This is a genomic window from Tenacibaculum sp. 47A_GOM-205m, assembly GCF_000518405.1.
GTDB classification, from domain to species: domain Bacteria; phylum Bacteroidota; class Bacteroidia; order Flavobacteriales; family Flavobacteriaceae; genus Polaribacter; species Polaribacter lutimaris.
Genome location: NZ_JADN01000003.1, coordinates 88090 through 112396 on the forward strand (window position 1 = coordinate 88090; position 24307 = coordinate 112396).

General features: G+C 32.6%; 19 protein-coding genes. 12 read left to right on the plus strand and 7 right to left on the minus strand.

Translation table 11 applies throughout. The annotated features are described in order from the left end of the window. Positions 1 to 20 precede the first annotated feature (20 nt). The 3 genes from N534_RS0100465 to N534_RS0100475 all read left to right on the plus strand — a co-directional run bounded on the left by N534_RS0100465 (position 21) and on the right by N534_RS0100475 (position 6084). Positions 21 to 3179: a S41 family peptidase gene (locus N534_RS0100465; RefSeq protein WP_028890600.1), complete on the plus strand. Its 3159-nt coding sequence runs from the start codon at positions 21 to 23 to the stop codon at positions 3177 to 3179. Between the two features lie 68 nt (positions 3180 to 3247). Beyond that, positions 3248 to 5353 carry a DNA helicase RecQ gene (gene recQ / locus N534_RS0100470; RefSeq protein ID WP_369791949.1) on the plus strand — a complete coding sequence of 702 codons (2106 nt, stop codon included), beginning with the start codon at positions 3248 to 3250 and terminating at the stop codon, positions 5351 to 5353. Between the two features lie 11 nt (positions 5354 to 5364). Continuing rightward, positions 5365 to 6084 (plus strand): hypothetical protein, encoded by a 720-nt coding sequence (locus tag N534_RS0100475; RefSeq protein WP_028890602.1) that lies wholly within the window; start codon positions 5365 to 5367, stop codon positions 6082 to 6084. Between the two features lie 37 nt (positions 6085 to 6121). Here the strand turns inward: N534_RS0100475 and N534_RS0100480 are convergent, their stop codons facing one another. The 4 genes from N534_RS0100480 to N534_RS0100495 all read right to left on the minus strand — a co-directional run bounded on the left by N534_RS0100480 (position 6122) and on the right by N534_RS0100495 (position 11170). Continuing rightward, positions 6122 to 6742 carry a hypothetical protein gene (locus N534_RS0100480; RefSeq protein WP_028890603.1) on the minus strand — a complete coding sequence of 207 codons (621 nt, stop codon included), beginning with the start codon at positions 6740 to 6742 and terminating at the stop codon, positions 6122 to 6124. Continuing rightward, complete coding sequence (locus N534_RS0100485; protein WP_028890604.1) at positions 6726 to 7208, minus strand: RNA polymerase sigma factor; 483 nt, start codon at positions 7206 to 7208, stop codon at positions 6726 to 6728. Before N534_RS0100485 ends, N534_RS0100480 begins: the two co-directional genes overlap by 17 nt. 127 nt (positions 7209 to 7335) lie before the next feature. Next, on the minus strand, positions 7336 to 10776 hold the full coding sequence (locus N534_RS0100490; protein ID WP_028890605.1) for a methylmalonyl-CoA mutase family protein: 3441 nt from the start codon (positions 10774 to 10776) through the stop codon (positions 7336 to 7338). A 70-nt stretch (positions 10777 to 10846) separates the two neighbouring features. Beyond that, positions 10847 to 11170, minus strand: a complete 324-nt coding sequence (locus N534_RS0100495) for a hypothetical protein (protein WP_028890606.1) — start codon at positions 11168 to 11170, stop codon at positions 10847 to 10849. A 297-nt stretch (positions 11171 to 11467) separates the two neighbouring features. On the opposite strand from N534_RS0100495, the gene N534_RS0100500 reads away from it, so the two are divergent. The 5 genes from N534_RS0100500 to N534_RS0100515 all read left to right on the plus strand — a co-directional run bounded on the left by N534_RS0100500 (position 11468) and on the right by N534_RS0100515 (position 15380). Beyond that, the gene (locus N534_RS0100500; protein WP_028890607.1) at positions 11468 to 13462 is read left to right on the plus strand and encodes a urocanate hydratase; all 1995 of its coding nucleotides are present in this window, start codon (positions 11468 to 11470) and stop codon (positions 13460 to 13462) included. An 11-nt stretch (positions 13463 to 13473) separates the two neighbouring features. Further along, positions 13474 to 14022, plus strand: a complete 549-nt coding sequence (locus N534_RS0100505; RefSeq protein ID WP_028890608.1) for a DUF4136 domain-containing protein — start codon at positions 13474 to 13476, stop codon at positions 14020 to 14022. Between the two features lie 78 nt (positions 14023 to 14100). Further along, entirely contained in the window at positions 14101 to 14265 is a 165-nt protein-coding gene (locus N534_RS15400; protein ID WP_159432107.1) for a DUF5522 domain-containing protein, read from the plus strand. A gap of 57 nt (positions 14266 to 14322) precedes the next feature. After that, a complete protein-coding gene (locus tag N534_RS0100510) occupies positions 14323 to 15030 on the plus strand; it encodes a DUF4197 domain-containing protein (protein ID WP_028890609.1) in 708 nt (235 codons plus the stop codon). 152 nt (positions 15031 to 15182) lie between these two features. Next, positions 15183 to 15380: a hypothetical protein gene (locus N534_RS0100515; protein ID WP_028890610.1), complete on the plus strand. Its 198-nt coding sequence runs from the start codon at positions 15183 to 15185 to the stop codon at positions 15378 to 15380. On the opposite strand, the gene N534_RS0100520 is transcribed toward N534_RS0100515, so the two are convergent. Further along, a complete protein-coding gene (locus N534_RS0100520; protein WP_028890611.1) occupies positions 15363 to 16121 on the minus strand; it encodes an ABC transporter substrate-binding protein in 759 nt (252 codons plus the stop codon). The genes N534_RS0100515 and N534_RS0100520 overlap by 18 nt on opposite strands. Positions 16122 to 16147: 26 nt before the next feature. Next, positions 16148 to 16918: a LytTR family DNA-binding domain-containing protein gene (locus N534_RS0100525; protein WP_028890612.1), complete on the minus strand. Its 771-nt coding sequence runs from the start codon at positions 16916 to 16918 to the stop codon at positions 16148 to 16150. A gap of 395 nt (positions 16919 to 17313) precedes the next feature. Here N534_RS0100525 and N534_RS0100530 point away from each other — a divergent pair, with 395 nt between their 5' ends. Then, positions 17314 to 20388, plus strand: a complete 3075-nt coding sequence (locus N534_RS0100530; protein ID WP_028890613.1) for a TonB-dependent receptor — start codon at positions 17314 to 17316, stop codon at positions 20386 to 20388. Positions 20389 to 20391: 3 nt separating this feature from the next. Further along, complete coding sequence (locus N534_RS0100535) at positions 20392 to 21594, plus strand: RagB/SusD family nutrient uptake outer membrane protein (protein ID WP_081728248.1); 1203 nt, start codon at positions 20392 to 20394, stop codon at positions 21592 to 21594. A 232-nt stretch (positions 21595 to 21826) separates the two neighbouring features. On the opposite strand, the gene pyrF is transcribed toward N534_RS0100535, so the two are convergent. Further along, positions 21827 to 22639, minus strand: coding sequence for an orotidine-5'-phosphate decarboxylase (gene pyrF / locus N534_RS0100545; RefSeq protein ID WP_028890616.1), 813 nt, complete (start codon positions 22637 to 22639; stop codon positions 21827 to 21829). Between the two features lie 63 nt (positions 22640 to 22702). On the opposite strand from pyrF, the gene N534_RS0100550 reads away from it, so the two are divergent. Together N534_RS0100550 and N534_RS0100555 are read left to right on the plus strand one after the other, a co-directional pair. Then, entirely contained in the window at positions 22703 to 23779 is a 1077-nt protein-coding gene (locus N534_RS0100550; protein WP_028890617.1) for an ABC transporter permease, read from the plus strand. Continuing rightward, positions 23780 to 24253, plus strand: a complete 474-nt coding sequence (locus N534_RS0100555; protein ID WP_028890618.1) for a thioredoxin-like domain-containing protein — start codon at positions 23780 to 23782, stop codon at positions 24251 to 24253. It abuts the gene before it with no gap. Positions 24254 to 24307: the final 54 nt, after the last annotated feature.

Consider the following 24307-nt stretch of genomic DNA (forward strand, 5'->3'; position numbering starts at 1 on the left):
GTCATTTAAAATCAAACAACATGACAAAAAAAATATTTTTAGGACTTGCACTTTTAGCGGGGAATTTCTTGTCAGCTCAAACTACGTTAATACGTAAGCCAGCGATTAGCCCTGATGCTTCTCAAATGGCATTTAGTTATTACGGTGATATTTGGCTGTACAATTTCAACAATCAACAAACAAAAAGATTAACCATTCATAAAGGGTATGAAAGTGATCCTGTATGGAATGATAACGGAACAGAAATTGCATTTTCTTCTAACAGAAAAGGAAATGATAATGTATTTATAACCTCTGTAAATGGAGGAGTGCCAAAGCAATTAACGTTTTATCCAACAACAAACACGCCTACGGATTGGACAAAAGAAGGAGATGTTGTGTTTACCACAGGTCGTGTATTAAGAGGTCCTGAGTGGGATAAACAAATGTATGTAGTTAATGAAAAAGGAGAAACTCCTCGTCGTTTATTAACTGCGTATGGAGAAATGGCAGTAGTATCTCCTAACGGAAAATTAATAGCTTTTACTAAAGGAGCTTGTCGTATATCTCGTGAAGATTATACAGGTTCAGCTCAACGTGATATCTGGATTTATAATACTGAGACAAACCAATACAATCAAATAACAACTAGTAATAAAAATGATCATTCACCAGCTTGGGATACTGCTGGGAACTTGTATTATATAGGTGCTGAAAGTGGGCGTTATAATATCTATAAACAAACAATTTCTACAAACGGAACAACAAGCGGAACAGCTACACAATTAACAAAACACACCAAAGATGGTGTACAAACATTTTCAGTGAGTGATAATGGAACGATTGTTTATATAAGCGGAATTGACACCTATAAATTAGAGAATGGAAAAGCAGAAAAAATTGATTTAAAGATTGTTTCTGATAATCGTTTTGCAGAAGAAGAAACAAAAACAGTCTCAAATGAAATAAGTAATTATGCTATTTCTCCTGATGGGAAAAGTGTTGCTTTAGAGATTAATGGAGAAATTTTCGTAAAAGAAAATAACAAAGAGAAAAAGTACTCAAACAATGTTAGTAAGCACCCTTATAGAGATATCAATCCACAGTGGTTAGATAATAAAATGGTAGTATTTTCTTCTGATAGAGATGGACATTTTGAGTTGTATAGCGCTGTGTCAACAGATACTTTAGTTGGCTTACACCGTAGTTTAAAAACTAAAGTAACAAAATTAACAAACAGTAAAGAAGATGTTGAATATTCATTAGTATCTCCTGACGGAAAAAAGATTGCTTACCAAGTAGGAAGAGGTGTTTTAATGATTGGTGATATTAAAAAAGGAAAAATTACGAACGCAAAAGAATATTCTAATTCTTGGGCAGAGACAGAAGGTGTTTCATGGAGTCCGGACAGCAAATACATAGCGTATTCTCAAGAAGATTTAAATTTTGATAGTGAAATTTTTATTCAGTCGATAGCAAATCCAGCAATAAAAATGAATGTATCAATGCATCCAAGAAGTGATCGTAATCCTATTTGGAGTGCAGATGGTAAAAAATTAGCGTTTTTATCAAACAGAAGCGGTATCAACTATGACGTATGGATGGTTTGGTTAGAAAAATCTGACTGGGAAAAAACAAAGTTAGATCGTGAAGAAGGAGCATATTATCCTGAGAAAAAGGAAGAAGTTTCAAAAGATAAAAAGGATAAAAAAGCCAAGAAAAAGGTAGAAGTAAAAATTGACGAAGACAAAATTTATGATCGTTTAGTGCAAGTTACTTCTTTACAAGACAATGAGTATAGCCCTGTGTTTAGTGCAGATAGTGAGTTTATTTATTTCTCTGCTACAGATCCTGCAACACAAAAGAGAAGTACTTATAAGGTAAAATGGGATGGAAGTAAGCCTCAACTAGTAAAAGGGGTAACTAACGCAGGTAATTTCTCAGATAATAAAGGGAAAGTTTACTTTACTTCAAGAGGAAAGTTAGCTCAGTTAGATACTAAATCAGACAAAATTACAAATCTTCCTCATAGCGCAACTTATACAGTAGATATTGAAAAGCTAAATCAACAAGTTTTTGAAGAAGGAATACGTGCTTTAACAGCTGGTTTTTACGATCCTGAATTCCACGGATACAATTGGAATGCTTTAGTGAAAAAGTACAAACCTTGGGTATTATCAGCAACAACACACGAAGATTATACCTATATGTTTAACTTACTTTTAGGGCAGTTAAATGCAAGTCACATGGGGTATAGAGGAAGTGCTCCAAGAAATGAAAGTGATAAAGTAGGAGTATTAGGATTAGAGGTTGAAAATACCAAAAAAGGAGTAAAAATATTATATGTATTACCAAATTCAGTAGCTGATAAATCAAACAGTAAATTAAAAGTAGGTGATGTTATTACTGCTGTTAATGGGCAACAGATTGAAAAGAATACAAATTTTTACAGCTTATTAAAAAACACGCAATCAAAAGAGATATTGTTAAGTTTAGATGGAGGAAATGAAGTGGTATTACGTCCAGAAAGATCTCTTAGAAATTTACAATATGAAGAATGGGTAAATTCAAGAAAGAAGTTAGTAGATGAATATTCTAACGGTCAATTAGGATACATTCATATTCAAGGAATGAACATGCCAAGTTTTGAGCGTTTTGAACGTGAATTAAAAGCCAGCGGTTATGGTAAAAAAGGAATTGTAATTGATGTGCGTTATAATGGTGGTGGATGGACTACTGATCGATTAATGGCGGTATTAAATGTAGATCAACATGCGTATACAATTCCAAGAGGAGCCGTTAACAGTTTAAAGAATCACGAGAAATTTGCTGATCATTATCCGTTTAATGAACGTGCTATTTTATCAGTAAACACAAAGCCAGTAGTAGCGCTGTGTAATGAGAATAGTTATTCAAATGCTGAGATTTTTTCACATGCATTCAAAAGTTTAGGATTAGGAAAATTAGTTGGTCAGCCAACTTTTGGAGCAGTTGTATCTACAGGAAGTAAGCGATTAGCTAACGGAATGGTTCGTATGCCTTTTAGAGCATGGTTTGTAAAGAAAACAGGAGAGAACATGGAAAATGAAGCACCAGCAACTCCTGATTATTTAGTGAAAAATGCACCAGGATGGAAGGCTAGAGGAGAAGATGCTCAATTAAAGAAAGCAGTTGAAGTGTTGTTACAAGATATTAAGTAATAAGAACTAGAAATAAGATCAAGCGTAGAGTTTAAACTCTGCGCTTTTTTTATTCCTATTTTTGCCAAATGATGCAGATTACAGAACAAGAATTGTTAGAAAAATTAAAGGTAAATTTTGGATACGATAGTTTTCGTTTAGAGCAACAAGCTATTATTGAAAATATATTAGCAAAAAAAGATACGTTGGTTATTATGCCAACAGGAGGAGGAAAGTCTATTTGTTATCAATTACCAGCCCTGTTTTTTGAAGGAGTTACTTTAGTTATTTCTCCGTTGATAGCCTTGATGAAAGATCAAGTAGATAGTTTAAAGGCAAACGGAATTCCCGCAACTTTTTTTAATAGTAGTCAATCTACCCAAGAGCAGCAAGAAGTGTTCGATGCAATAGCTTCAAAAAGCATAAAACTATTATATGTAGCACCAGAAAGTTTATCATTACTCCAAAATGTATTGAACCAATCTTACATAAGTTGCATAGCAGTCGATGAGGCGCACTGTATTTCTGCTTGGGGGCACGATTTTCGTCCTTCATACAAACAATTAGCATTTCTTAAAAAGTCGCTACCAGAAACTCCAATTGTAGCCTTAACAGCAACTGCAGATAAAGCTACGCAACAAGATATTTTAGAACAGTTAGCTGTACCTTATGCTAGACAGTTTATTAGTTCTTTTAATAGAGAGAATATAGCCTTAGAAGTGCGCCCTGCAAACGATAGAGTGCAGCAAATCATCAAATTTATTCAGAAAAGACCTAATGAAGCTGGAATAATTTATTGTTTGAGTAGAAAGGCTACAGAGCAACTAGCTAGTAAATTACAACAACAAAACATCGATGCAAAAGCGTACCATGCAGGATTATCATTTGAAGAAAGAGCCCAAACACAAGAAGATTTTATCAAAGATGATTGCGAGGTAATTTGTGCTACCATTGCTTTTGGAATGGGAATTGACAAATCGAATGTTCGTTGGGTAATTCACTATAATATGCCTAAAAATATAGAAGGCTATTATCAAGAAATTGGACGTTCAGGTCGTGATGGTTTACCAGCAAAAGCTTTATTATTTCATAGTTATGCAGATGTTATACAGTTACGCCAGTTTATTGAAAAAACAGGAAATAAAGAAGTGCAAGAGGCAAAACTAGAAAGGATGAAGCAATTCGCTGAAGCTACGGTTTGCCGAAGAAAAATATTGCTGAGTTACTTTGGTGAACTGATAGAAGAAAACTGTGGAAATTGCGATGTATGTAAAAACCCACCACAGTTTTTTGATGGTACTGTTATTGCGCAAAAAGGACTCTCGGCTATTTATCGATTGCAAGGAAAAGAAGCTATGGGAACCGTAATTGACGTATTAAGAGGAGCCAAAAATGCGACCGTCTTAGACAAGAATTACGATAAGCTAAAAACCTATGGTGTAGGGAATGATATTTCTTGGAGAGATTGGCAACATTATTTAATTCAGCTAACCAATCAAGGGTATTGTCAAATTGCTTTTCATTTAAATAATAGTTTGCAACTAACGGAGTTCTCAAATAAAGTGCTTTTTGAAGGTGAAAAAGTACAATTAACAACACCAGTAGAGTTTACAAAAGAAGTAAAAACGGTAACAAAAGAGAAAAAGAAAAAAGCAGTTAAGGATACGTTATTTGAACGTTTGCGAAAATTACGTTATCGTATTGCTCAAGAAGAAGATATAGCAGCATATTTAGTTTTTAATGATGCGACTCTTAGAGAAATAGAAAACGAAAGACCACAATCTGACGAAGAGTTTTTAGCAATTAGTGGAGTAGGGCAGCGAAAATTAGAAGTTTATGGGGCTGAGTTTATGGAAGAGATTAAAACTTTTTTAAACGAAAAGAAACGAACTAAAAAAGACACTACTTTAGAAACGTTTAAGTTGTATAAAGAAGGTTTTACGATTGATGAAATAGCTGAAAATCGAGGATTAAAACCTACCACCATTTTTTCTCATTTATCCAAGCTTTATTTAGAGGGAAAAGATGTGAGTTTAGACGAATTTATTGAAGCTGATACTTTAGCACTTGTTGCAAATGCAAAAAAAGTATTGAAAAACGAAACAACTTTAAAACCCTATTTTGAGTTTTTAGGAGAAAAAGTTCCGTATGAAAAAATACGAGTAGGATTAACTATTTTACAAAGGAAGCGATAAGTTTATTACATATGAGTAAAGAAAACTTTCCTACAGAATCTAAATCAGATGAAGTTTCAAGACTGCAAGAGAAAATTAAAAACCTTGAGACTGAAATTACTTCCGTTGAAACTAAGTTGTTTCCTTTTGAACAATCATTACGTAATGAGATTTCTGATTTACTTGTAGAAGAAAGGGAGTTGGTTATGTTGTTTAAGGAACAAAAAAAAGCTAAGAAAGAAAAAAGGTTAGCGCAAAAAAGAAAAGGTAAAAATTATAAGGAAGTTACTCAAGTCGTTCCTGTTTCAAAAGAACGAGTAACACAAGAAAAAGAGCATCAAAAAGAGAAGAAAAGGTTGTATAAAGAAGCGATGTTGCATGTACACCCTGATAAATTTTCGATGCAAGAAAACGAACAACAAAAAGCGACAGAAACTACCACAAAACTTATTGAAATATACCAGAACGGAAGTTTAGAAGAGTTAGAAGCTTTTCATGCGCATATTTTTGGAGGTAATACGACTATATGTTTTGATAAAGATATTTCGCTAATTCAAAAAACAACCAATAGTACTTCATATTTAGTAAAAGAAGTTGAGCGATTAGAAAAAGTATTGAATGATTTATTAGAGAGTTATACATATAAAGTTTTAACAACCTATGAAAATCCAATGTCATTTGTAGCCGAATTGAAAGCCTATTATGATGATAGAATTTTTAAACTTCGTAAGCGAACCAGAACAAAAAAATAAACCAGAATTGTTATTAGCAACTCTGGCTTATAATTGATTAATAATTTTTTAACTCTTCTAATTCTTTAATAATATCATCGAGCTTTGAAATAAGGCTGTGATATAAAACTTTGGTTGAAATTGTATATACAAAATAACCAATCATTGCAGTAGCTATAGCTACCATAAGTCCAACGCTTAAGATGCCTATAAAGGAAGTTTCGCTAGAAATATAGTTCGATAAAAAGCTTTGCTCTTTTACCCCATAGGCCAATGCGAAAATTGATACAATGGCTAGAGGAATAGCAAAAATAAATAACTTTTTTGTGGCTTTAGATACCGAGTTAATTACACTTCTGTAATTTTTTAAATATGTTAGGTTGTCAGATTTAACATCAATGGTTTTAAACCTTTTTAACAATCTTGTATTAAAAAAGTACAAACTCAAGATTAAAAAAGCGCCGTAAACCGCAATAATAGTTTCAGATAAAAGGATACCTCCAATAACTACTATTCCTGCCATAGGAAGTAATCCTTTATTGTCAAACTCGTAGGTTCTTCTAATTTTGTTAATGACCGATTTAGACTTCTGGTTGTATATGTCGTTAATTTTTGGAGCTATTAATGATTGTTCGTCAAGAAAAGCTTCATTCCATCTTTTTTCAATTGATTTTTCCATCTAATAATATTTTTAATTGTTTTTTAATTCTGTTAATGCGTACTGCAATATTGTTAGCGCTAGTTCCAATAATTGCAGCAATTTCTTTGTAAGGATTTTCTTCTAAATGCAGTAAAATTATCGCTCTGTCGACTTCAGATAATTTTTTAATAGCATCGTATAACAAGTTTAAATCTTCGTTTTGAAAAGCTTTATTATCTTCTGATAAAATGGGAGTTTTCTCTAAAGAATATTCTTTTTTAGCATTTCTCTTCGCTAAGGTTAAACAAACATTTAGCGTAATTCTGTAAATCCAAGTAGACCATTTTGACTTATTCTGAAAAGCATCTCTACTTTTCCATATTTGTAAACAAGCCTCTTGATAAAAGTCTTCAAAATCTTCTTGAGAGTCCGTATAAGCTCTACATATTTTAATAATAATACCAGCATGTGGTAAAATGGATGTTATATAAAAATCGTTACTCAAAATTTGGTTTTCTTGATATGTATTCTGAAAAGTAAAATTATTACAAGAAAGTTTAATTTTTTTGAAAAGAAAAAACCTCACAGAAATCTCTGTGAGGCTTTGAATATTTATCTGCAAACATTGTTTGCTACATGTTTCGTCTGTATTGACCACCTACCTCAAATAATGAAGCAGTAATTTGACCTAATGAACAAACTTTGGTAGCGTCCATTAATTTTTCAAAAAGGTTTTGATTGTTAATAGCAGCCGATTGCATTTCAGATAAAAGTTGTTCTATTTTATCTTCATGTGCTTTGTTTAAGTTTTCTTTCGTTTTTATTTGGAACTGCTTTTCTTCTTCCGTAGCACGAATCACTTCTTGCGGAGTTACTGTTGGAGATCCTTTAGAACTTAAGAAGGTGTTTACCCCAATAATTGGGAATTCACCTGTGTGTTTTAAAGTTTCGTAATATAAACTCTCTTCTTGAATTTTAGAACGTTGGTACATGGTTTCCATAGCACCTAATACACCACCGCGTTCTGTAATTCTATCGAACTCAGTTAATACTGCTTCCTCAACTAAATCAGTTAACTCTTCAATAATAAATGAACCTTGAATTGGGTTTTCGTTTTTAGCCAATCCTAATTCTTTATTGATAATTAACTGAATTGCCATGGCACGACGTACAGACTCTTCTGTAGGTGTAGTAATCGCTTCGTCATAAGCATTTGTATGTAGCGAGTTACAGTTGTCATAAATCGCATATAATGCTTGTAACGTTGTGCGAATATCATTAAAGTCAATTTCTTGTGCATGTAATGAACGCCCAGAAGTTTGAATATGATATTTTAACATCTGTGCTCTTGGATTTGCTCCGTATTTATGTTTTAAGGCTTTTGCCCAAATTTTACGAGCTACACGACCAATTACAGCATATTCAGGATCGATACCATTTGAGAAGAAGAACGATAAGTTTGGTCCAAACTTATTGATATCCATTCCTCTTGATAAGTAGTATTCTACATAGGTAAATCCGTTTGCCAATGTTAAGGCTAACTGTGTAATTGGATTAGCTCCTGCTTCAGCAATATGATACCCAGAGATAGAAACTGAATAGAAATTACGAACATTTTTCTCAATAAAGTATTCTTGTACATCACCCATTAAACGTAAGGCGAATTCTGTAGAGAAAATACACGTGTTTTGTGCTTGGTCTTCTTTTAGAATATCTGCTTGAACCGTACCACGTACTTGTGCTAAGGTATTTGCTTTAATTTCAGCATATACATCCGCAGGTAAAATTTGATCACCAGTAACACCTAGTAATAACAAACCTAATCCGTCATTACCTTCTGGTAAATTACCGTTGTATTTTGGTCTGTCAATTCCTTTGTCGTCGTATAATTCTTTAAGTTTTGCTTCTACCTTTTTCTCTAACTTGTGTTCTTTGATGTACTTTTCACAATTTTGATCAATTGCAGCATTCATAAAGAAACCTAATAACATCGGAGCAGGACCGTTGATGGTCATAGAAACCGAAGTCATGGCATGGCTTAAGTCGAAACCAGAATATAATTTTTTAGCATCGTCTAAACAACAAATAGATACTCCTGCGTTACCAATTTTACCGTAAATATCAGGTCTATGTCCTGGGTCGTTACCATATAATGTAACCGAGTCAAAAGCAGTAGAAAGACGTTTTGCAGGCATACCTAAACTTACATAGTGGAAACGACGGTTGGTACGCTCTGGTCCACCTTCACCAGCAAACATACGTGTTGGATCTTCTCCCGTACGTTTAAAAGGATATAATCCTGAAGCATATGGGAACTCTCCTGGTACGTTTTCTTGTAAATTCCAACGTAATAAATCACCCCAAGCTTGATATTTTGGTAAAGCGACTTTCGGAATTTGTGTGTGTGAAAGTGATTCTGTGTGTGTTTCTATTTTAATCTCCTTATCACGTACTTTAAACGAGTAAATAGGATCTTTGTATTTTTTTACTTTGTCTTGCCAGTTTAAAATAACTTCCCAGTTATACGGGTCAAGATTTAGTTTTACTTTATCAAATTGAGCAAATAATAATTTTACAAATGGTTGCTCTTCCTCTTGAACTTGTTTCTGAATTTCATCTTGGTCAATTCCGTTTTTGGTAAGGAATGATTCTGTTACTTCGTTTGGAATAACAGATAAGATGGTTTGATAGATTCCGTATAGTTTCTGAGCTACTTTTTCTTGCTCATCAACTTTTTTATCGTAAGCACGGTTGTTTTCTGAGATTTCAGATAAATAGCGCGTTCTACTTGGTGGAATTACAAAAATCTTTTCAGACATTTCTTTTGTAATTTCAAAAGTAGATTGTAAATCAGCTCCAGTTTTTTCAACTAATTTATCCATAATCGCTTTGTATAGCGAGTTCATTCCTGGGTCGTTGAATTGAGATGCAATTGTACCAAAAACAGGCATGTCATCCATATGAACATCCCATAAATTGTTGTTACGCATGTATTGTTTTTTTACATCACGTAAAGCATCTAAAGCTCCTCTTTTATCAAATTTGTTAATAGCTACTAAATCAGCAAAATCAAGCATGTCGATTTTTTCTAACTGTGTAGCCGCACCAAATTCAGGTGTCATTACATATAACGAAGTATCAGAGTGCTCAATAATTTCAGTATCTGATTGTCCAATACCTGAAGTTTCTAAAATAATTAAATCAAATTCTGCAGCTTTTAAAACTTCAACTGCTTCATTTACATATTTAGATAAAGCTAAGTTTGATTGACGAGTTGCTAACGAACGCATATACACACGTTCATTGTTAATAGCATTCATACGAATACGATCACCCAATAAAGCGCCACCTGTTTTTCTTTTTGAAGGATCCACAGAGATTAATCCGATAGTTTTTTCTGGGAAATCAATTAAGAAACGACGAACTAATTCGTCCACTAAACTCGATTTACCAGCACCACCTGTACCTGTAATTCCTAAAACAGGGGTTTTAGAATTTTTATTTTTTTCGTGAATAGCATCTAAAGCGTCTTTAGCAACTTCTGGGAAGTTTTCCGCAGCAGAAATTACACGTGCAATACTACCAACTTCTTTATCCGCTAATTTGTTTACTTCACCATTTAGTGAATCTCCGATAGCAAAGTCTGATTGTTGCACTAAATCGTTAATCATTCCTTGTAATCCTAATTCACGACCATCATCAGGTGAATAAATACGAGTAATTCCGTAGTCCATCAATTCTTTGATTTCCTCAGGTAGAATTACTCCACCGCCACCACCAAATATTTTAATATGTCCAGCTCCTTTTTCTTGCAATAAATCATACATGTACTTAAAGTACTCATTATGTCCACCTTGATACGAAGTCATAGCAATAGCATTCGCATCCTCTTGAATAGCACAGTTAACTACTTCTTCCACACTTCTATCATGCCCTAAGTGAATCACTTCAACCCCGGTAGATTGAATAATTCGGCGCATAATATTAATGGCAGCATCGTGTCCATCAAATAGAGAAGCCGCAGTTACAATTCGTACTTTGTGTTTAGGTTTATAGGGAGTTATTTGTTCCATTCGTAAATTGTCTTAATTTTCGGGTACGCAATTTACGGAAATCTTAAAAAATAGCAGGATGTTTTAACAATTATAAATAGGATAGGAATGCCCACCTTTTTCGAGTAGTGATATAATCTAAATTATGTTCGTTTTTATAGGCTTCTCGCTCAAAACTTAAATTACTATAAGCTTTTGAAGTGTTACGGTAAATTAATAGCTTGATAAACCACTCTAAAAAATAAAATAGATAGAAGAAAACAATCAATAATTCTAATTGTTGTTTTAAATGAATTTTTTCATGGTTTATTAAAACAGGATCACCTTTTAAATCTTCTCTTTTTAAAAAGATAAAAGGATACAATGTCATTCCAGAAAATCCTTTTGGTATTATATGTTTTGAAATAAATATCATAAACCTGTTCATGCAATAAACTTACCAAAGGTACAATTTATTGTTAGCACAACAGAAAAAATACAAAAAGAAGAAAAATTTATACTTTTTAAAGATGCAGTTTTTAACTGTATAAACTTATATTTGTGCAAACTTCAAAGAAGATGGATTTTTTAACTTTAAAATATAAAAAGAGGATTGAAGCTCAGTATCACAGAGCAGACATCCGTTATCCATAGTTTCTTCATTTTTACGATTATCAACAGATTTAAAATTAATAAGTTTTCATCTTTTACTGGAAACTAAAAACCGTATAAAATGACTTTTAAAGAACAAATAAAACAAGGAATACCAACTACATTACCTCCAAAAAAGGAGTATGATACTACGATAAACCACGCACCAAAACGTAAGGAAATTTTAACTGAAGAAGAAAAGAAGTTAGCTTTACGTAATGCGTTGCGTTATTTTGATAAAAAACATCACGAAGAATTATTACCTGAATTTGCTGAAGAACTAGAGAAGTACGGACGAATTTATATGTATCGTTTCCGTCCTGATTATAAAATGTACGCGCGTCCTATTGAAGAGTATCCAGGGAAATCTGAGCAAGCGAAGGCTATTATGGTAATGATTCAAAACAATTTGGATTATGCAGTAGCACAGCATCCTCACGAATTAATTACTTACGGTGGTAATGGAGCAGTATTTTCTAACTGGGCACAATACTTATTAACCATGAAGTACTTGTCTGCAATGACAAATAAACAAACCTTGGTAATGTATTCAGGACACCCAATGGGGTTATTCCCATCACATAAAGATGCTCCAAGAGTTGTAGTTACAAATGGAATGATGATTCCTAATTATTCTAAACCAGATGATTGGGAGAAATTCAATGCCCTAGGAGTTACTCAATATGGTCAAATGACAGCGGGAAGTTATATGTACATCGGTCCACAAGGAATTGTACATGGAACAACCATTACAGTATTAAACGGATTTAGAAAAATAGGAAAGTCACCAAAAGGAAACTTATTTGTTACTGCTGGTTTAGGAGGAATGAGTGGAGCGCAACCAAAAGCAGGAAACATTGCAGGTTGTATTACAGTTTGTGCTGAGGTAAACCCAAAAATAACTCAAGTTCGTTTAGATCAAGGGTGGATTGATGAGAAGATTACTGATTTAGATGAGTTAGTAGCACGTGTTCGAAAAGCAAAAGAGAATGAAGAAGTAGTTTCGTTAGCATACTTAGGAAATGTAGTTGATGTTTGGGAGAAGTTTGCCGAAGAAGATGTGTATATCGATTTAGGTTCAGATCAAACGTCGTTACACAATCCATGGGCAGGAGGATATTATCCTGTAGATATTTCTTTTGAAGATGCCAATATTATGATGGCAGAACAACCAGAGTTGTTCAAAGAAAAAGTGCAAGAAACATTGCGTCGTCACGCAAAAGCCATAAATAAGCATACAGAAAAAGGAACGTATTTCTTTGATTATGGAAATGCCTTTTTATTGGAAGCGAGTAGAGCTGGAGCAGATGTAATGAATCCAAATCCAACATTAGGGAGAGAGTTTAAATACCCAAGTTATGTACAAGATATTATGGGACCTATGTGTTTTGATTATGGTTTTGGTCCTTTCCGTTGGGTATGTACCTCAGGGAAACCAGAAGATTTAGCGAAAACAGATGCTATTGCTTGTAAGGTGTTGGAGAAAATCATGAAAAATTCTCCAGAAGAAATCCAACAGCAAATGGCGGATAACATTCAGTGGATTAAAGGAGCACAAGAAAATAAATTAGTAGTTGGTTCACAAGCACGTATTTTATATGCAGATGCTGAAGGACGTATGAAAATAGCGGAAGCTTTTAATAAAGCTATTAAGAAAGGAAAAATAGGTCCAGTAGTCTTAGGTCGTGATCATCATGATGTTTCTGGAACTGATTCACCATACCGCGAAACTTCAAATATTTATGATGGTTCTCGTTTTACAGCAGATATGGCAATTCATAATGTAATTGGAGATAGTTTTAGAGGAGCTACTTGGGTTTCTATCCACAATGGAGGTGGAGTAGGCTGGGGAGAAGTAATTAATGGTGGATTTGGCATGCTTCTTGATGGTTCTAAAGATGCATCAAGACGCTTAAAATCAATGCTTTTCTGGGATGTAAATAACGGAATTGCAAGACGTAGTTGGGCACGAAACAATGAAGCGATAATTACCATACAACGTGCAATGGAAGTTGAAAAGAAACTTAAAGTAACACTTCCTAATTTGGTAGATGATGCATTGTTAGAGAATATATAAACCCTAAGAAAATGAAAAATATAAAATTACTTTTTTTACCAGTTATAGCACTGCTTATTACATCATGTAGTTCTGTGAAGGTGATGACTGATTACGATACAAAAGCAGATTTTAGAGAATATAAAACATTTGCTTTTTATAAAACAGGAATCGATAAAGCACAGATTTCTGATTTAGATAAAAAGCGCATTATGCGAGCTGTTGAGTCAGAGTTACTCGCCAAAGGAATGACAAAGTCTGCTACTCCAGATATATTGGTAAGCATGTTTACCAAATCACGAGAGCGAATTAATATAAACGACAACAATTTTGGCTGGGGAGCAGGCTATGGTTGGGGTTGGAATCCATGGATGTGGGGAGGAGCAAACCGTTTAAATGTTAATCAATACACTGAAGGAACACTGTTTTTAGATATTATTGACGCTAAAAATAAAGAACTCGTATGGCAAGGAATAGGTACTGGAGCATTGAGTATAAATACTGCAGGTAAGAAAAATGAACGAATTAAAGAGTTTGTGGCTAAAATCATGGCAGAGTATCCGCCAAAGGAGAAAAAGTAACGATTATCTTTACAATAAATGAATACGTTAAGCAGAAACGAAATGCTGTTTAACGTATTTTTTTATGATATTTGTAGTATGAGAAACAAGATATTAAAACCTACACCTGACGAATATTATACCAATGAACAAGGGTATAGGGTTTTTAAAGAAGCATACCATTTACGACGTGGGTATTGTTGTAAAAGTGGATGTAAACACTGTCCGTATGGATATGATAAAAATACCGACAGCTTCAAATAAATGTGACAATAATTAGTTTATTGTTTCTAAAGTATAGATAAAATCAAACAAGTAAACATGAAAAAAATTACAGTATTCTTTATAGTACTTACTTTTATAGGATGTGCAGAGTTGCAAAAAGTAGTAAATCAATTACCGCAAGGAGGCGTGTTAACACAAGAACAAATTGGTAATGGTTTACGTCAAGCGTTAGATAATGGTATTCAACATCAGGTAACCAAGTTAACAGCTACGGATGGGTTTTATAAGAATGATCTTGTAAAAATTTTATTACCAGAAGAATTGCAAGCGGTTGATAAAGGATTGCGTAGTATAGGTTTAGGTAATTTAGCTGATGAAGGTTTAAAAGCGATTAACAGAACTGCGGAAGATGCGGTAAAAACAGCTACTCCAATTTTTGTAAATGCTGTTAAGGAAATTACATTTGCAGATGCCAAAAACATTCTATTAGGGGCAGATAATGCAGCTACTTCTTATTTAGAAGGGAAAACAACAACAGCTTTATATAGTGAGTTTAATCCAGTAATTAAAAACTCATTTGCTAAGGTTGGAGCTGATAAAATTTGGTCAAACTTAATATCAAAATACAATAGTATTCCATTTGTAAAAAAAGTAAATCCAGATTTGACAGACTATGTTACTACTGAAGCTTTAGAAGGAGTATTTACAATGATTGCTGTTGAAGAGAAAGGTATACGTAATAAAGTAGGATTGCGTGATACAGCGTTATTACGACAGGTTTTTGCTTTGCAGGATAATAAATAACATAAAAAGAGCTCTTGAGAAATCTAGAGCTTTTTTTATTATCAGTAATAGTCAAAATAGGAATTTTCCCCATTTTAAATTTCAGTTTGTTTTCATGTTGTTGTAAATCAAATATTTGTGTATATTTATAATCCGCTTAAATTTTAATAGAAATGTCAAGAATTAATCAATTACGTAGATATAGAAAACATCTTGAAGAGAGGTATCGTAGATTGGTTGAGACAGCTAACGATTATAAATATGAAGATGAGTGTAAAAGTGATCGCTCAGCATTCAAAGCAATGAAGATATTAGAAAAGCTAAATAGAATAAAATATTTAGATGAAGATATGTCAAGTCCTGCTGTGTAATTCCTTAAAGTAATCAAAAGCTTTTAACAGTCTGCTACCGTACCAAGAGAAGTATTCACCGTCAACTAATATAGGCGTTGAGTTACTGGTATATTCTTTAATTTCAGTAATGTGTTTTTCTTTGAAAGGGAAAGGTTCAGAAGAAAGTAAAATTAATTCTGGTTTTTTCTTAAGAATATCTTTTATGTTAACTTCTGGATACCTTTTTGCGTTAGCATAAACATTGTCAAACTTGTTTAATTCTAACAGGTGGTTTATAAATGTATTACTTGCTGCAACCATCCAAGGATTTCTCCAAATAAAATAAGCTACTTTTCTACTTTTTTTATTTTCAATAAACTTTTTAAAGTCGATTATCTTTGACTCTAATTTGTTAATCATTTTTTTAGCTTCAACTTGCTTCTCAAAAAAACTTCCGTATAAAGAAATTAATTCTAAGGAATCGGTAAGTGTAAATATATCAGAGACATGTGTAAATGCTATTTGTTGACAGGTTTCAACTATTTCTTTAGTATTTTCTTCTTTATTACACAAGATAATATCAGGTTGAAGATTTTTAATTCTATCAATTTTTATATTTTTTGTCCCACCAACAATAGTCTTGGTTTTTAAAAGATGTTTTGGGTGAATACAGAATTTAGTTACCCCAACTATGTTTTCTTCAAGTCCCAAATCAATTAAAAGTTCTGTTTGACTTGGGACTAATGAAATAATTCGAGTATATTTTTTGGAGTTATCCATTACACAAAAGTAATGATTCAAAACTACTATTTAACCCCCATTAATTCTTGAAAATCTTTTTTGTAGCTCTTACTAACTCTAAAGGTTTTATTATCGTTCGTTTTCACGTCAGTTTCACCGTAGTTAGAAGTGATTATTTCGTCAATAAAATTTGAGTTAATTATGGTAGATCGATGAATTCTAACAAAAAGATTTGAGTTTAATCTTTTGATAATGCTAGATAATGACTCTCTCAATAGGTATTTCTTATTGTCTGTAGTGAAAATTTCTACATAGTAACCTGATGCAGATATATTTTTGATCGTATTACGCTCTAAAAAGATTATTTTATTTCCAGACTTAATGTTGATCTTGGTTCCTTTTACAGGTGTTTCAACAGGGGATTTGTCTTTTACAAAGTTTAAAATATTGTCTAAGTTGGATAGTTCAACTATTTTTTTATAATTAATTACCTTTTTGATAGAGGCGTAAAAACGATCTTCTTCTAATGGTTTTAAAAGATAGTCAAAGGCAAAATAATCGAAAGCTTTTACAGCATGTTCGTTTGATGAAGCTGTAAAAATAAATATAGGTTTTTGAGGTAAAGTGATTTTCTCAATAATATCAAAACCTGTCATATCATTGATTTTTGTATCAAGATAAATGACATCAGGAGATAAGGAGTTAATTTTCTCTATAGCATCTACACCATTGGAACACTCACCAACAATTTTTATAAAACTATACTCACTTACTAATTTTTTAAACCTAGCTCTAGCAGTCTTTTCATCATCAACGATTAGAATCGATATCTTCATTACATTTTGTTTTCTGAATAACTATAACAATTAAATCAAGTAGTTCCCTAACTTAAATATCTTTGATTATAGTTAAAATTTTATTAAACCCAGAGTTGTGTGTTAAAAGTCAAGTTGATAATTATTAAAAATGGTTGAAGGATGCCATAGTTACTAATAATTATGTTGATTTACATTGCAAAAATAATGAAGAAAATCTTCCTAAAGCTAGGGAAATAAAGGGGTTTTGAAAAAATTAACATTAATTAACAGGTGGCATAAGAGCTAAGTTTTTGACTTACTTCTTGAAAATGTTTTTTCACATCAAATAAACAGTTGTTTACTTCAAACGAGTACTAACAGAAACTTATAGCCTTTAGTTTTACAAATGTTAATTAATAAAAATTTAATAATTTATGAATCTACATTTAAAAAATGTGATCTGTGTATTATTCTTCTTTAGCTTTTTGCTAAACATTAATGCACAGGAGAAGAAAATCACCGGTGTAGTATCTGATAGTTCAGGTCCTTTACCAGGTGTAAATGTAATTTTAAAGGGTACAACCACAGGTACTGAGACAGACTTTGATGGTAAGTATTCTATAAACGCTAAACAAGGAGATGTTTTAGTGTTTACTTTTGTTGGAATGCAAGCCGCAGAAAAAACTGTTGGATCAGGTTCTGAACTTAATGTTTTAATGCAAGAAGATTCTAATTTATTAGAAGAAATCGTTATTGTTGGATATGGAACTAGTTCTAAAAAAGATTTAACAGGATCTGTAGCAACAATTGGAGTAGAACAATTACAAGATAAGCCAGTAGCTAACGTAACACAGGCTTTACAAGGTAAAACTTCAGGATTACAAATTGTAAGTACTGGTGGTAGAGCAGGTGATGCTACTCAAATTAGTATTAGAGGTAATGGTTCTTTAAGTGCATCAAACAATGCATTATATATTATTGATGGTGTTCCTCAAGAAGATATGTCAGGTATTTCTCCTGAAGATATTAAAAGTATTAGTATTTTAAAGGATGCCGCTTCTACAGCAATTTATGGTTCAAGAGCATCAAATGGTGTAATCTTAATTCAAACAAATAGAGGAGGGTATCAACAAGATATTTCTGTATCTTTTAACACTTCTTATGGTTTCCAAAACATTATTAAAAGACCAGATTTATTAGATGCTCAAGGATACAAGCAAGTATTAGATGCAGCAAGAGTAAACTATGAGCAAGATATTGCTTCTGGAGCTTTAGACGCACCAAAAGACCCTACAGTTTTAACTCCATTACCTAATAGTCCTTACAATACAGATTGGTTAAAGTTAGTGTTAAGAGAAAATGCAACTGTTAAAAGACATCAGTTTAGTATATCTGGCGGAGGAGAAAATACTAGAGCGTATTTATCAGCTTCTTTATACGATCAAGAAGGTATCATAAAAGAAGATACGTACAAAATTGGACGTGTAAAGTTAAATTTAGAGCAAAAAATGAATGACTACATAAAGTATGGAGTTAATTCTTATTTCTCATATTCAGAGGCTACTCCTTTTGCTGATGATAATAGTACATATCAGCCATATTCAAGAGCATTAGGAGCAAGACCAGATGTTAGTCCTTACGATGCAGAAGGTAAGATTGCTGTTCATAATTTTGTTAATCCATTGTTTGCTTTTGAAAGACAAGTAACTGATAAGTGGCAAAACTTAGGTGGAACATTATTTTTAGATGTAACGCCAATAGAAAGTGTTGTATGGCACTCTGCTTTTAGTGGAAACATTAGAAGTAACAGATATAACAGGTATGACGCTCCTAACACAAGAAGAGGATTAAATGGAGATGGTGTACCTACAGGATATGGTTTGTATAGTACAGAAAATAATAGAGATTACTTAATTGAAAATACTGTAACTTATACAGATAAGTTTGCTAATGATAAATTAAAGTTAACTTTATTAGGAGGTCACTCTTTCCAACAATGGGATTATGAAAGTGCTTATGTAGCTGGTGAAAACTTCCCGTCAAGTGATTTAAATTGGTTAGTTTCTGCAGGAGAAATTAATCAAGGAGATAGTTTTTATAAGGCTATGGCATTAGAGTCGTATTTTACAAGATTACAATTGTCTTGGGATTCTAAGTATCACTTTATGGTATCAACAAGATACGATGGGTCTTCAAAATTTAGAAAAGAAAACAGATGGGGTAGTTTCCCTGCAGCATCTTTAGGTTGGACAATTTCTAACGAAAAGTTCTTCAATGTACCAGCTATTACTGAATTAAAAGCAAGAGCTTCTTTTGGATATACTGGTAACCAAACAGGTATTTCTTATGCTTCAGGACAAAGTTTAATTGGTTCAGGAGAAAATTATGATCAAGCACCAGGTTTGGCAGCAACTACTATTTTTAACCCTGACTTAAAATGGGAAAAAGGTGAAGCTTTAAACTTAGGTTTAGATCTTACATTATTCAACAGAATTGACATTAATTTAGACTACTATGAAAAAGAAACTCAAGATCTTTTAAGTAGAATTAATGTGCCACAAGAAAGTGGATTTGTATCGATGTTAGCTAACGTAGGTAATATTTCTAATAAAGGTTTTGAAGCTAATGTTAATGCTAGAATTATTGAAAAAGATAATTTCAAGTGGAACTTTGGAGCTAACTTTTCATACAATGACAATAAGGTGTTAAAAGTAGGAGCTGAATCAGGACAGTATACAACAGGGTTTGCATCTATTGTTAAAGAAGGAAGTCCTTTAGGTTCGTTCTTTATCTTAGAATCTGCAGGGGTAGCTTCAGAAGCTTATACATATAAAAAAGCTGATGGTACTGACGGTCAAACAGTAGCAGCTGGAGATATGATTTATGTTGATCATAATGGTGATGGACAAATCACTGATGCTGATAAAAAAGTATTTGAAGGAGGTATTGCTCCAATCTATGGAGGTTTTAATACTTCTGTTGAATTCAAAGGATTCGATTTAGCAATCAGTGGTCAATACTCTATAGGTAAAAAAGTATATGCACTTTTCAAGGAAGATGGATTAAATGGAGGAGCAGTTGGAGCACCATCTTATTCTGAAAATATGTTAACAGAAATGTTAGATTATTGGACGCCTACAAATACGAATGCTTCTAACCCAAGACCACATTTATCTTCTGAAATTTCTGCATGGAACACTCAAAGATCTACAAGATACTTAGAAGATGCAGATTATTTAAGAATTTCAGATATTACTTTAGGATACAACTTTGACTTCTTAAAAGATTCTGATGTTAAGTTTATAAAGAGTTTAAGACTTTATGCTCAGGTAAGAAACCCATTTACATTTACTAAGTATTCAGGAGCAGATCCAGAAGTAAGTTATGTAGACCAAGCAGCTCAAAGTAGCCAAGATAGAACAGATGGAAGTAAAGTTGGAGCTGGTGTTGATTTAGGAGGTATACCTAACGTAAAATCGTTCTTAGTAGGTTTAAATGTTAAATTTTAAAAAATGAAGATGATTAAAAAAATTTCAAAAATACTTTTTATAGGGTTGTTTGCGATGTTAACTACATCTTGTAGTGATCAGTTAGACATACCTTCTGAGGCATCTCTTGATGCGAATTCTAATTTAGCTACAGAAGATGTAGATAAATTATTAACAGGGCTGTACAAAAAAATGAGACATCCTAATGTGTATGGTTATTTTGCAATAATGAATACTGAAATTATGGGTGATAACTATAAGCCTGTTAAATTTCAGTGGTTTCAAGTACAGAATTTTTATGAAAATAAAGTTCCTGCAAGTGATATCTTATTAAGTTATTTTTATGCTGATTATTATGCAGGTATTGATAGAGCTAATACTATATTAAAAGTACCTTCAGCAAGTAATGCTCAAAAAGGAGCAGCACGTTATAATAGAGCTTTAAGTTACTTAAGACTTTATGATATGTTTGAAAGAGTTCCTTTAGTTGATGAAAGTTATGATAGAACACCTATCGCACCTTCTTCAAAAGAGGATGTGTTAAACTTTATCGTTGAAGATTTAAAGTATGCAAAAGAAAATAGTGTAAGTTTTAATGGGCTTAGTTTATTAGAAAGTCAAAAAACACCTACAAAAGAAGCTGCATCAGCTCTTTTAGCAAGAGTTTATAGAGTGCAAGGTAACATTGCAGCTGCAGGAATAGAGGCAGAGGAGTTAATTACATCAGGTAAATTCTCATTAGCAGCAAATCCTTTAGAGAGAGATTCAGAGGTAATCTTTATGTTTAAAGGAAACAAAGCTGAAGGTGTTGGTTCTTGGGGATGGATTATGAGTCCTATGGCAAAAGATTGGAACTGTTTCGCAGCAGCTGATGATTTAACAGCCTTAGTAAGTGATAATGATACTCGTAGAATTTTATTTGACTTTGATGGTAAAGATGATAATGGAGGTTATGTTTATTCAAAAAAATATAAAAGAGAAGATGATTCAGATTTATTAGTTTCTAGAATTGCTGAAATGTATTTAATTTCTGCAGAAGCAGGTAATACGGCAAGATTAACTGAATTACAAACAGCAAGAAAATCTTCATTAACATTAGCAGAAGAAAGACGTTTAGAAATGTCTTTTGAATGGACAAGATGGCAAGATTTAAAGTTAGAAGGAAAAACTTCTTATAATTTACCTTATCCAACTAGAGCGGTTGACTCTAACCCTTTACTTCAATAATAGGTAAAATAGATCTTCCCTTAAATAAAAGAAAGCTGAGAGTACACTCTCAGCTTTTTTACTTTTAAGATATTGTTTTTTTAAATCAAAAATAAGGTCATTCAAATCAAAGTTGTAAGTATGAAGTATTAAGCTTAATACTTTTGCACTACTTACATCAAACTTTGTTTTCATTGATGTAATTATTTGAATTAGTTATACAAAGTCAAGGAGTCATTAACCTTGACTTTTTTTATTTTAAAATAGCTTTCATCTGCTGTTGTAGTTCTGTAGCTTTTCTTGCAGCAACTTTATCAAAATCATTTCCGTTAGAAGCATAAATAATTCCACGAGAAGAATTAATTAGAAGACCTATGGTATCAGTCATTCCGTATTTGCAAACTTCTTCTAGGTTTCCTCCTTGGGCACCAACACCAGGAACTAATAAAAAGCTTTCAGGAATAATCTTTCTGATGTCAGCTAAATATTCAGCCTTGGTAGCTCCCACGACATACATCAGGTTTTGAGAATTTTTCCAAGATTTAGAAGTTTCAATAACCTGTTTGTATAACTCTTTACCATCAACTGTTTTTGTTTGAAAATCAAAGGCACCTTGGTTAGAAGTTAACGCCAACATAATAGTATGTTTATCTTTAAAAGCTAAAAAAGGTTCAACAGAATCTTTACCCATATACGGTGCAACAGTTACTGAATCAAAAGCTAAATCATCAAAAAAGGCTTTTGCATACATAGTTGAGGTGTTACCAATATCACCACGTTTAGCATCAGCAATTGTGAAAATTTCAGGATGTTTTTCGTTTAAGTAATTAATCGTTTTTTCAAGAGATTTCCAACCTTTAATACCGTATGCTTCATAAAAAGCAGTGTTAGGTTTATAGGCTACACAAAGATGATGCGTTGCATCAATAATTGCTTTGTTAAAGGCAAAAATAGGGTCTTCCTCTTGAAGTAAATGTGCTGGAATTTTGTCTAAATCAACATCTAACCCAATGCATAAAAATGATTTCTTTTTTCGGATTTCAGATACAAGTTGTTGTGTTGTCATGTGTTGTTGTAAAAGTTAGGCAAAAGTACATAAATTTAGCAGTTTCTGTTATCTTTGTTACATATGTTTCAATATATCATCAACAAAATTTTTTACGGATTCTTAACACTGTTTGGTGTGGTAACAGTAATTTTTTTATTGTTTAATATCTTACCAGGAGATCCTGCTCGTATGATGTTAGATCAACGAGAAGATACTGAGCAATTACAAAATATCCGAAAGAAATATGGGTTTGACAAACCTGTGTTTACACAATACTTATATTATTTAAATGATGTATCACCATTATCGTTCCATAGTAAAAACAAAGAGAATTATACTTTTTTATCTGAAGGAAAATACAATGCTCAATCATTATTTTCTTTAGGGAATAAAGAGGTAGTCATAAAAACTCCGTATTTGCGTCAATCTTTCCAAAAGAATGGTAAAAATGTTTCTGAAGTAATTAAAGAAACCTTACCAAATACTGCAGTTTTAGCTATAGTAGCAATAACAATAGCACTGTTTTTAGGGATTGTATTAGGAATATTTTCAGCCTTATTTAAAGACACTTTTTTTGATAGACTTATAGCCGTCGTAAGTACTTTAGGAATGAGTGTACCTTCTTTTTTCTCAGCTATATTGTTTGCTTGGTTTTTTGGGTTTGTGTTGAATAAATATACACATTTAGAAATGACGGGAAGTTTATATGAAGTTGATGATTTTGGTGAAGGAATGCATATTCAATGGAAGAATTTAATATTACCAGCAATAGTACTGGGAATTCGTCCGCTTGCGGTAGTAATACAGTTAATGCGTAATTCATTGTTAGAAACCTTAAGTCAAGATTACATTCGAACAGCAAAAGCAAAAGGACTAACAATGTATCAAGTAATAAAAAAACATGCGTTGAAAAACTCATTAAACCCAGTAATAACAGCAATATCAGGATGGTTTGCTTCGATGCTGGCTGGAGCAGTTTTTGTAGAGTATATTTTTAATTGGAACGGATTAGGAAAAGAAATAGTAAACTCGTTAAACACGCTTGATTTACCAGTAATTATGGGAGCTGTTTTAGTAGTTGCTACATTATTTATAATCATAAATATTTTAGTAGATATATTATATAGTTGGTTAGACCCTCGAATAAGATTACAATAGATGAGAATATTTTTTTTATTGATTACCGTAGTTTTTTTATCAAGTTGTGCTGTATTTCAACCAAAAGAATTTACGTTTGAACCTCTAAATGAAGAATTACTGACTTTAGATAGAAAATCAATTTTATTCAAAGAAGTTTTAGAGAAAAATAAAGGCAAAAAGACATTTGTACAAATATTTGCAACTTACTGTCCTTACAGTCAACGCAGTTTTAAAGATGTACTCGACTTTCAGAAGAAAAATCCAGAGCTTGCGTATATTTTTCTATCAGTAGATCATTCATATCATGATTGGAAAAGAGGTTTAGAAAGCATTCCTGTAAAAGGTCAACACTATTACATCCAAAAAAAAGGAAAAGGAACACTTGGTGAGTTTTTAAACCTAAAAACAATTCCAAGGTTTTTAGTAATTGATGAAGATAGAAATATTAAAGTATTTAAGTCATCGAAGGTGTCGGATAAATTAATTCGTTAAAGCCTAGAAATAATGTAATTTTGCAAACAGAAAATCAATAACCAGAAAAAAGAA

What these genes read in the sequence shown, in the direction of transcription:
- N534_RS0100515 (WP_028890610.1), top strand. Translation starts at nt 15,183, where the DNA reads ATGTCAAGAATTAATCAATTACGTAGATATAGAAAACATCTTGAAGAG.
- N534_RS0100480 (WP_028890603.1), bottom strand. Translation starts at nt 6,742, where the DNA reads ATGGAAAAATCAATTGAAAAAAGATGGAATGAAGCTTTTCTTGACGAA.
- N534_RS0100525 (WP_028890612.1), bottom strand. Translation starts at nt 16,918, where the DNA reads ATGAAGATATCGATTCTAATCGTTGATGATGAAAAGACTGCTAGAGCT.
- N534_RS0100550 (WP_028890617.1), top strand. Translation starts at nt 22,703, where the DNA reads ATGTTTCAATATATCATCAACAAAATTTTTTACGGATTCTTAACACTG.
- N534_RS15400 (WP_159432107.1), top strand. Translation starts at nt 14,101, where the DNA reads ATGAGAAACAAGATATTAAAACCTACACCTGACGAATATTATACCAAT.
- N534_RS0100555 (WP_028890618.1), top strand. Translation starts at nt 23,780, where the DNA reads ATGAGAATATTTTTTTTATTGATTACCGTAGTTTTTTTATCAAGTTGT.
- N534_RS0100465 (WP_028890600.1), top strand. Translation starts at nt 21, where the DNA reads ATGACAAAAAAAATATTTTTAGGACTTGCACTTTTAGCGGGGAATTTC.
- N534_RS0100510 (WP_028890609.1), top strand. Translation starts at nt 14,323, where the DNA reads ATGAAAAAAATTACAGTATTCTTTATAGTACTTACTTTTATAGGATGT.
- pyrF (WP_028890616.1), bottom strand. Translation starts at nt 22,639, where the DNA reads ATGACAACACAACAACTTGTATCTGAAATCCGAAAAAAGAAATCATTT.
- N534_RS0100505 (WP_028890608.1), top strand. Translation starts at nt 13,474, where the DNA reads ATGAAAAATATAAAATTACTTTTTTTACCAGTTATAGCACTGCTTATT.
- recQ (WP_369791949.1), top strand. Translation starts at nt 3,248, where the DNA reads ATGATGCAGATTACAGAACAAGAATTGTTAGAAAAATTAAAGGTAAAT.
- N534_RS0100530 (WP_028890613.1), top strand. Translation starts at nt 17,314, where the DNA reads ATGAATCTACATTTAAAAAATGTGATCTGTGTATTATTCTTCTTTAGC.
- N534_RS0100490 (WP_028890605.1), bottom strand. Translation starts at nt 10,776, where the DNA reads ATGGAACAAATAACTCCCTATAAACCTAAACACAAAGTACGAATTGTA.
- N534_RS0100535 (WP_081728248.1), top strand. Translation starts at nt 20,392, where the DNA reads ATGAAGATGATTAAAAAAATTTCAAAAATACTTTTTATAGGGTTGTTT.
- N534_RS0100500 (WP_028890607.1), top strand. Translation starts at nt 11,468, where the DNA reads ATGACTTTTAAAGAACAAATAAAACAAGGAATACCAACTACATTACCT.
- N534_RS0100475 (WP_028890602.1), top strand. Translation starts at nt 5,365, where the DNA reads ATGAGTAAAGAAAACTTTCCTACAGAATCTAAATCAGATGAAGTTTCA.
- N534_RS0100520 (WP_028890611.1), bottom strand. Translation starts at nt 16,121, where the DNA reads ATGGATAACTCCAAAAAATATACTCGAATTATTTCATTAGTCCCAAGT.
- N534_RS0100495 (WP_028890606.1), bottom strand. Translation starts at nt 11,170, where the DNA reads ATGATATTTATTTCAAAACATATAATACCAAAAGGATTTTCTGGAATG.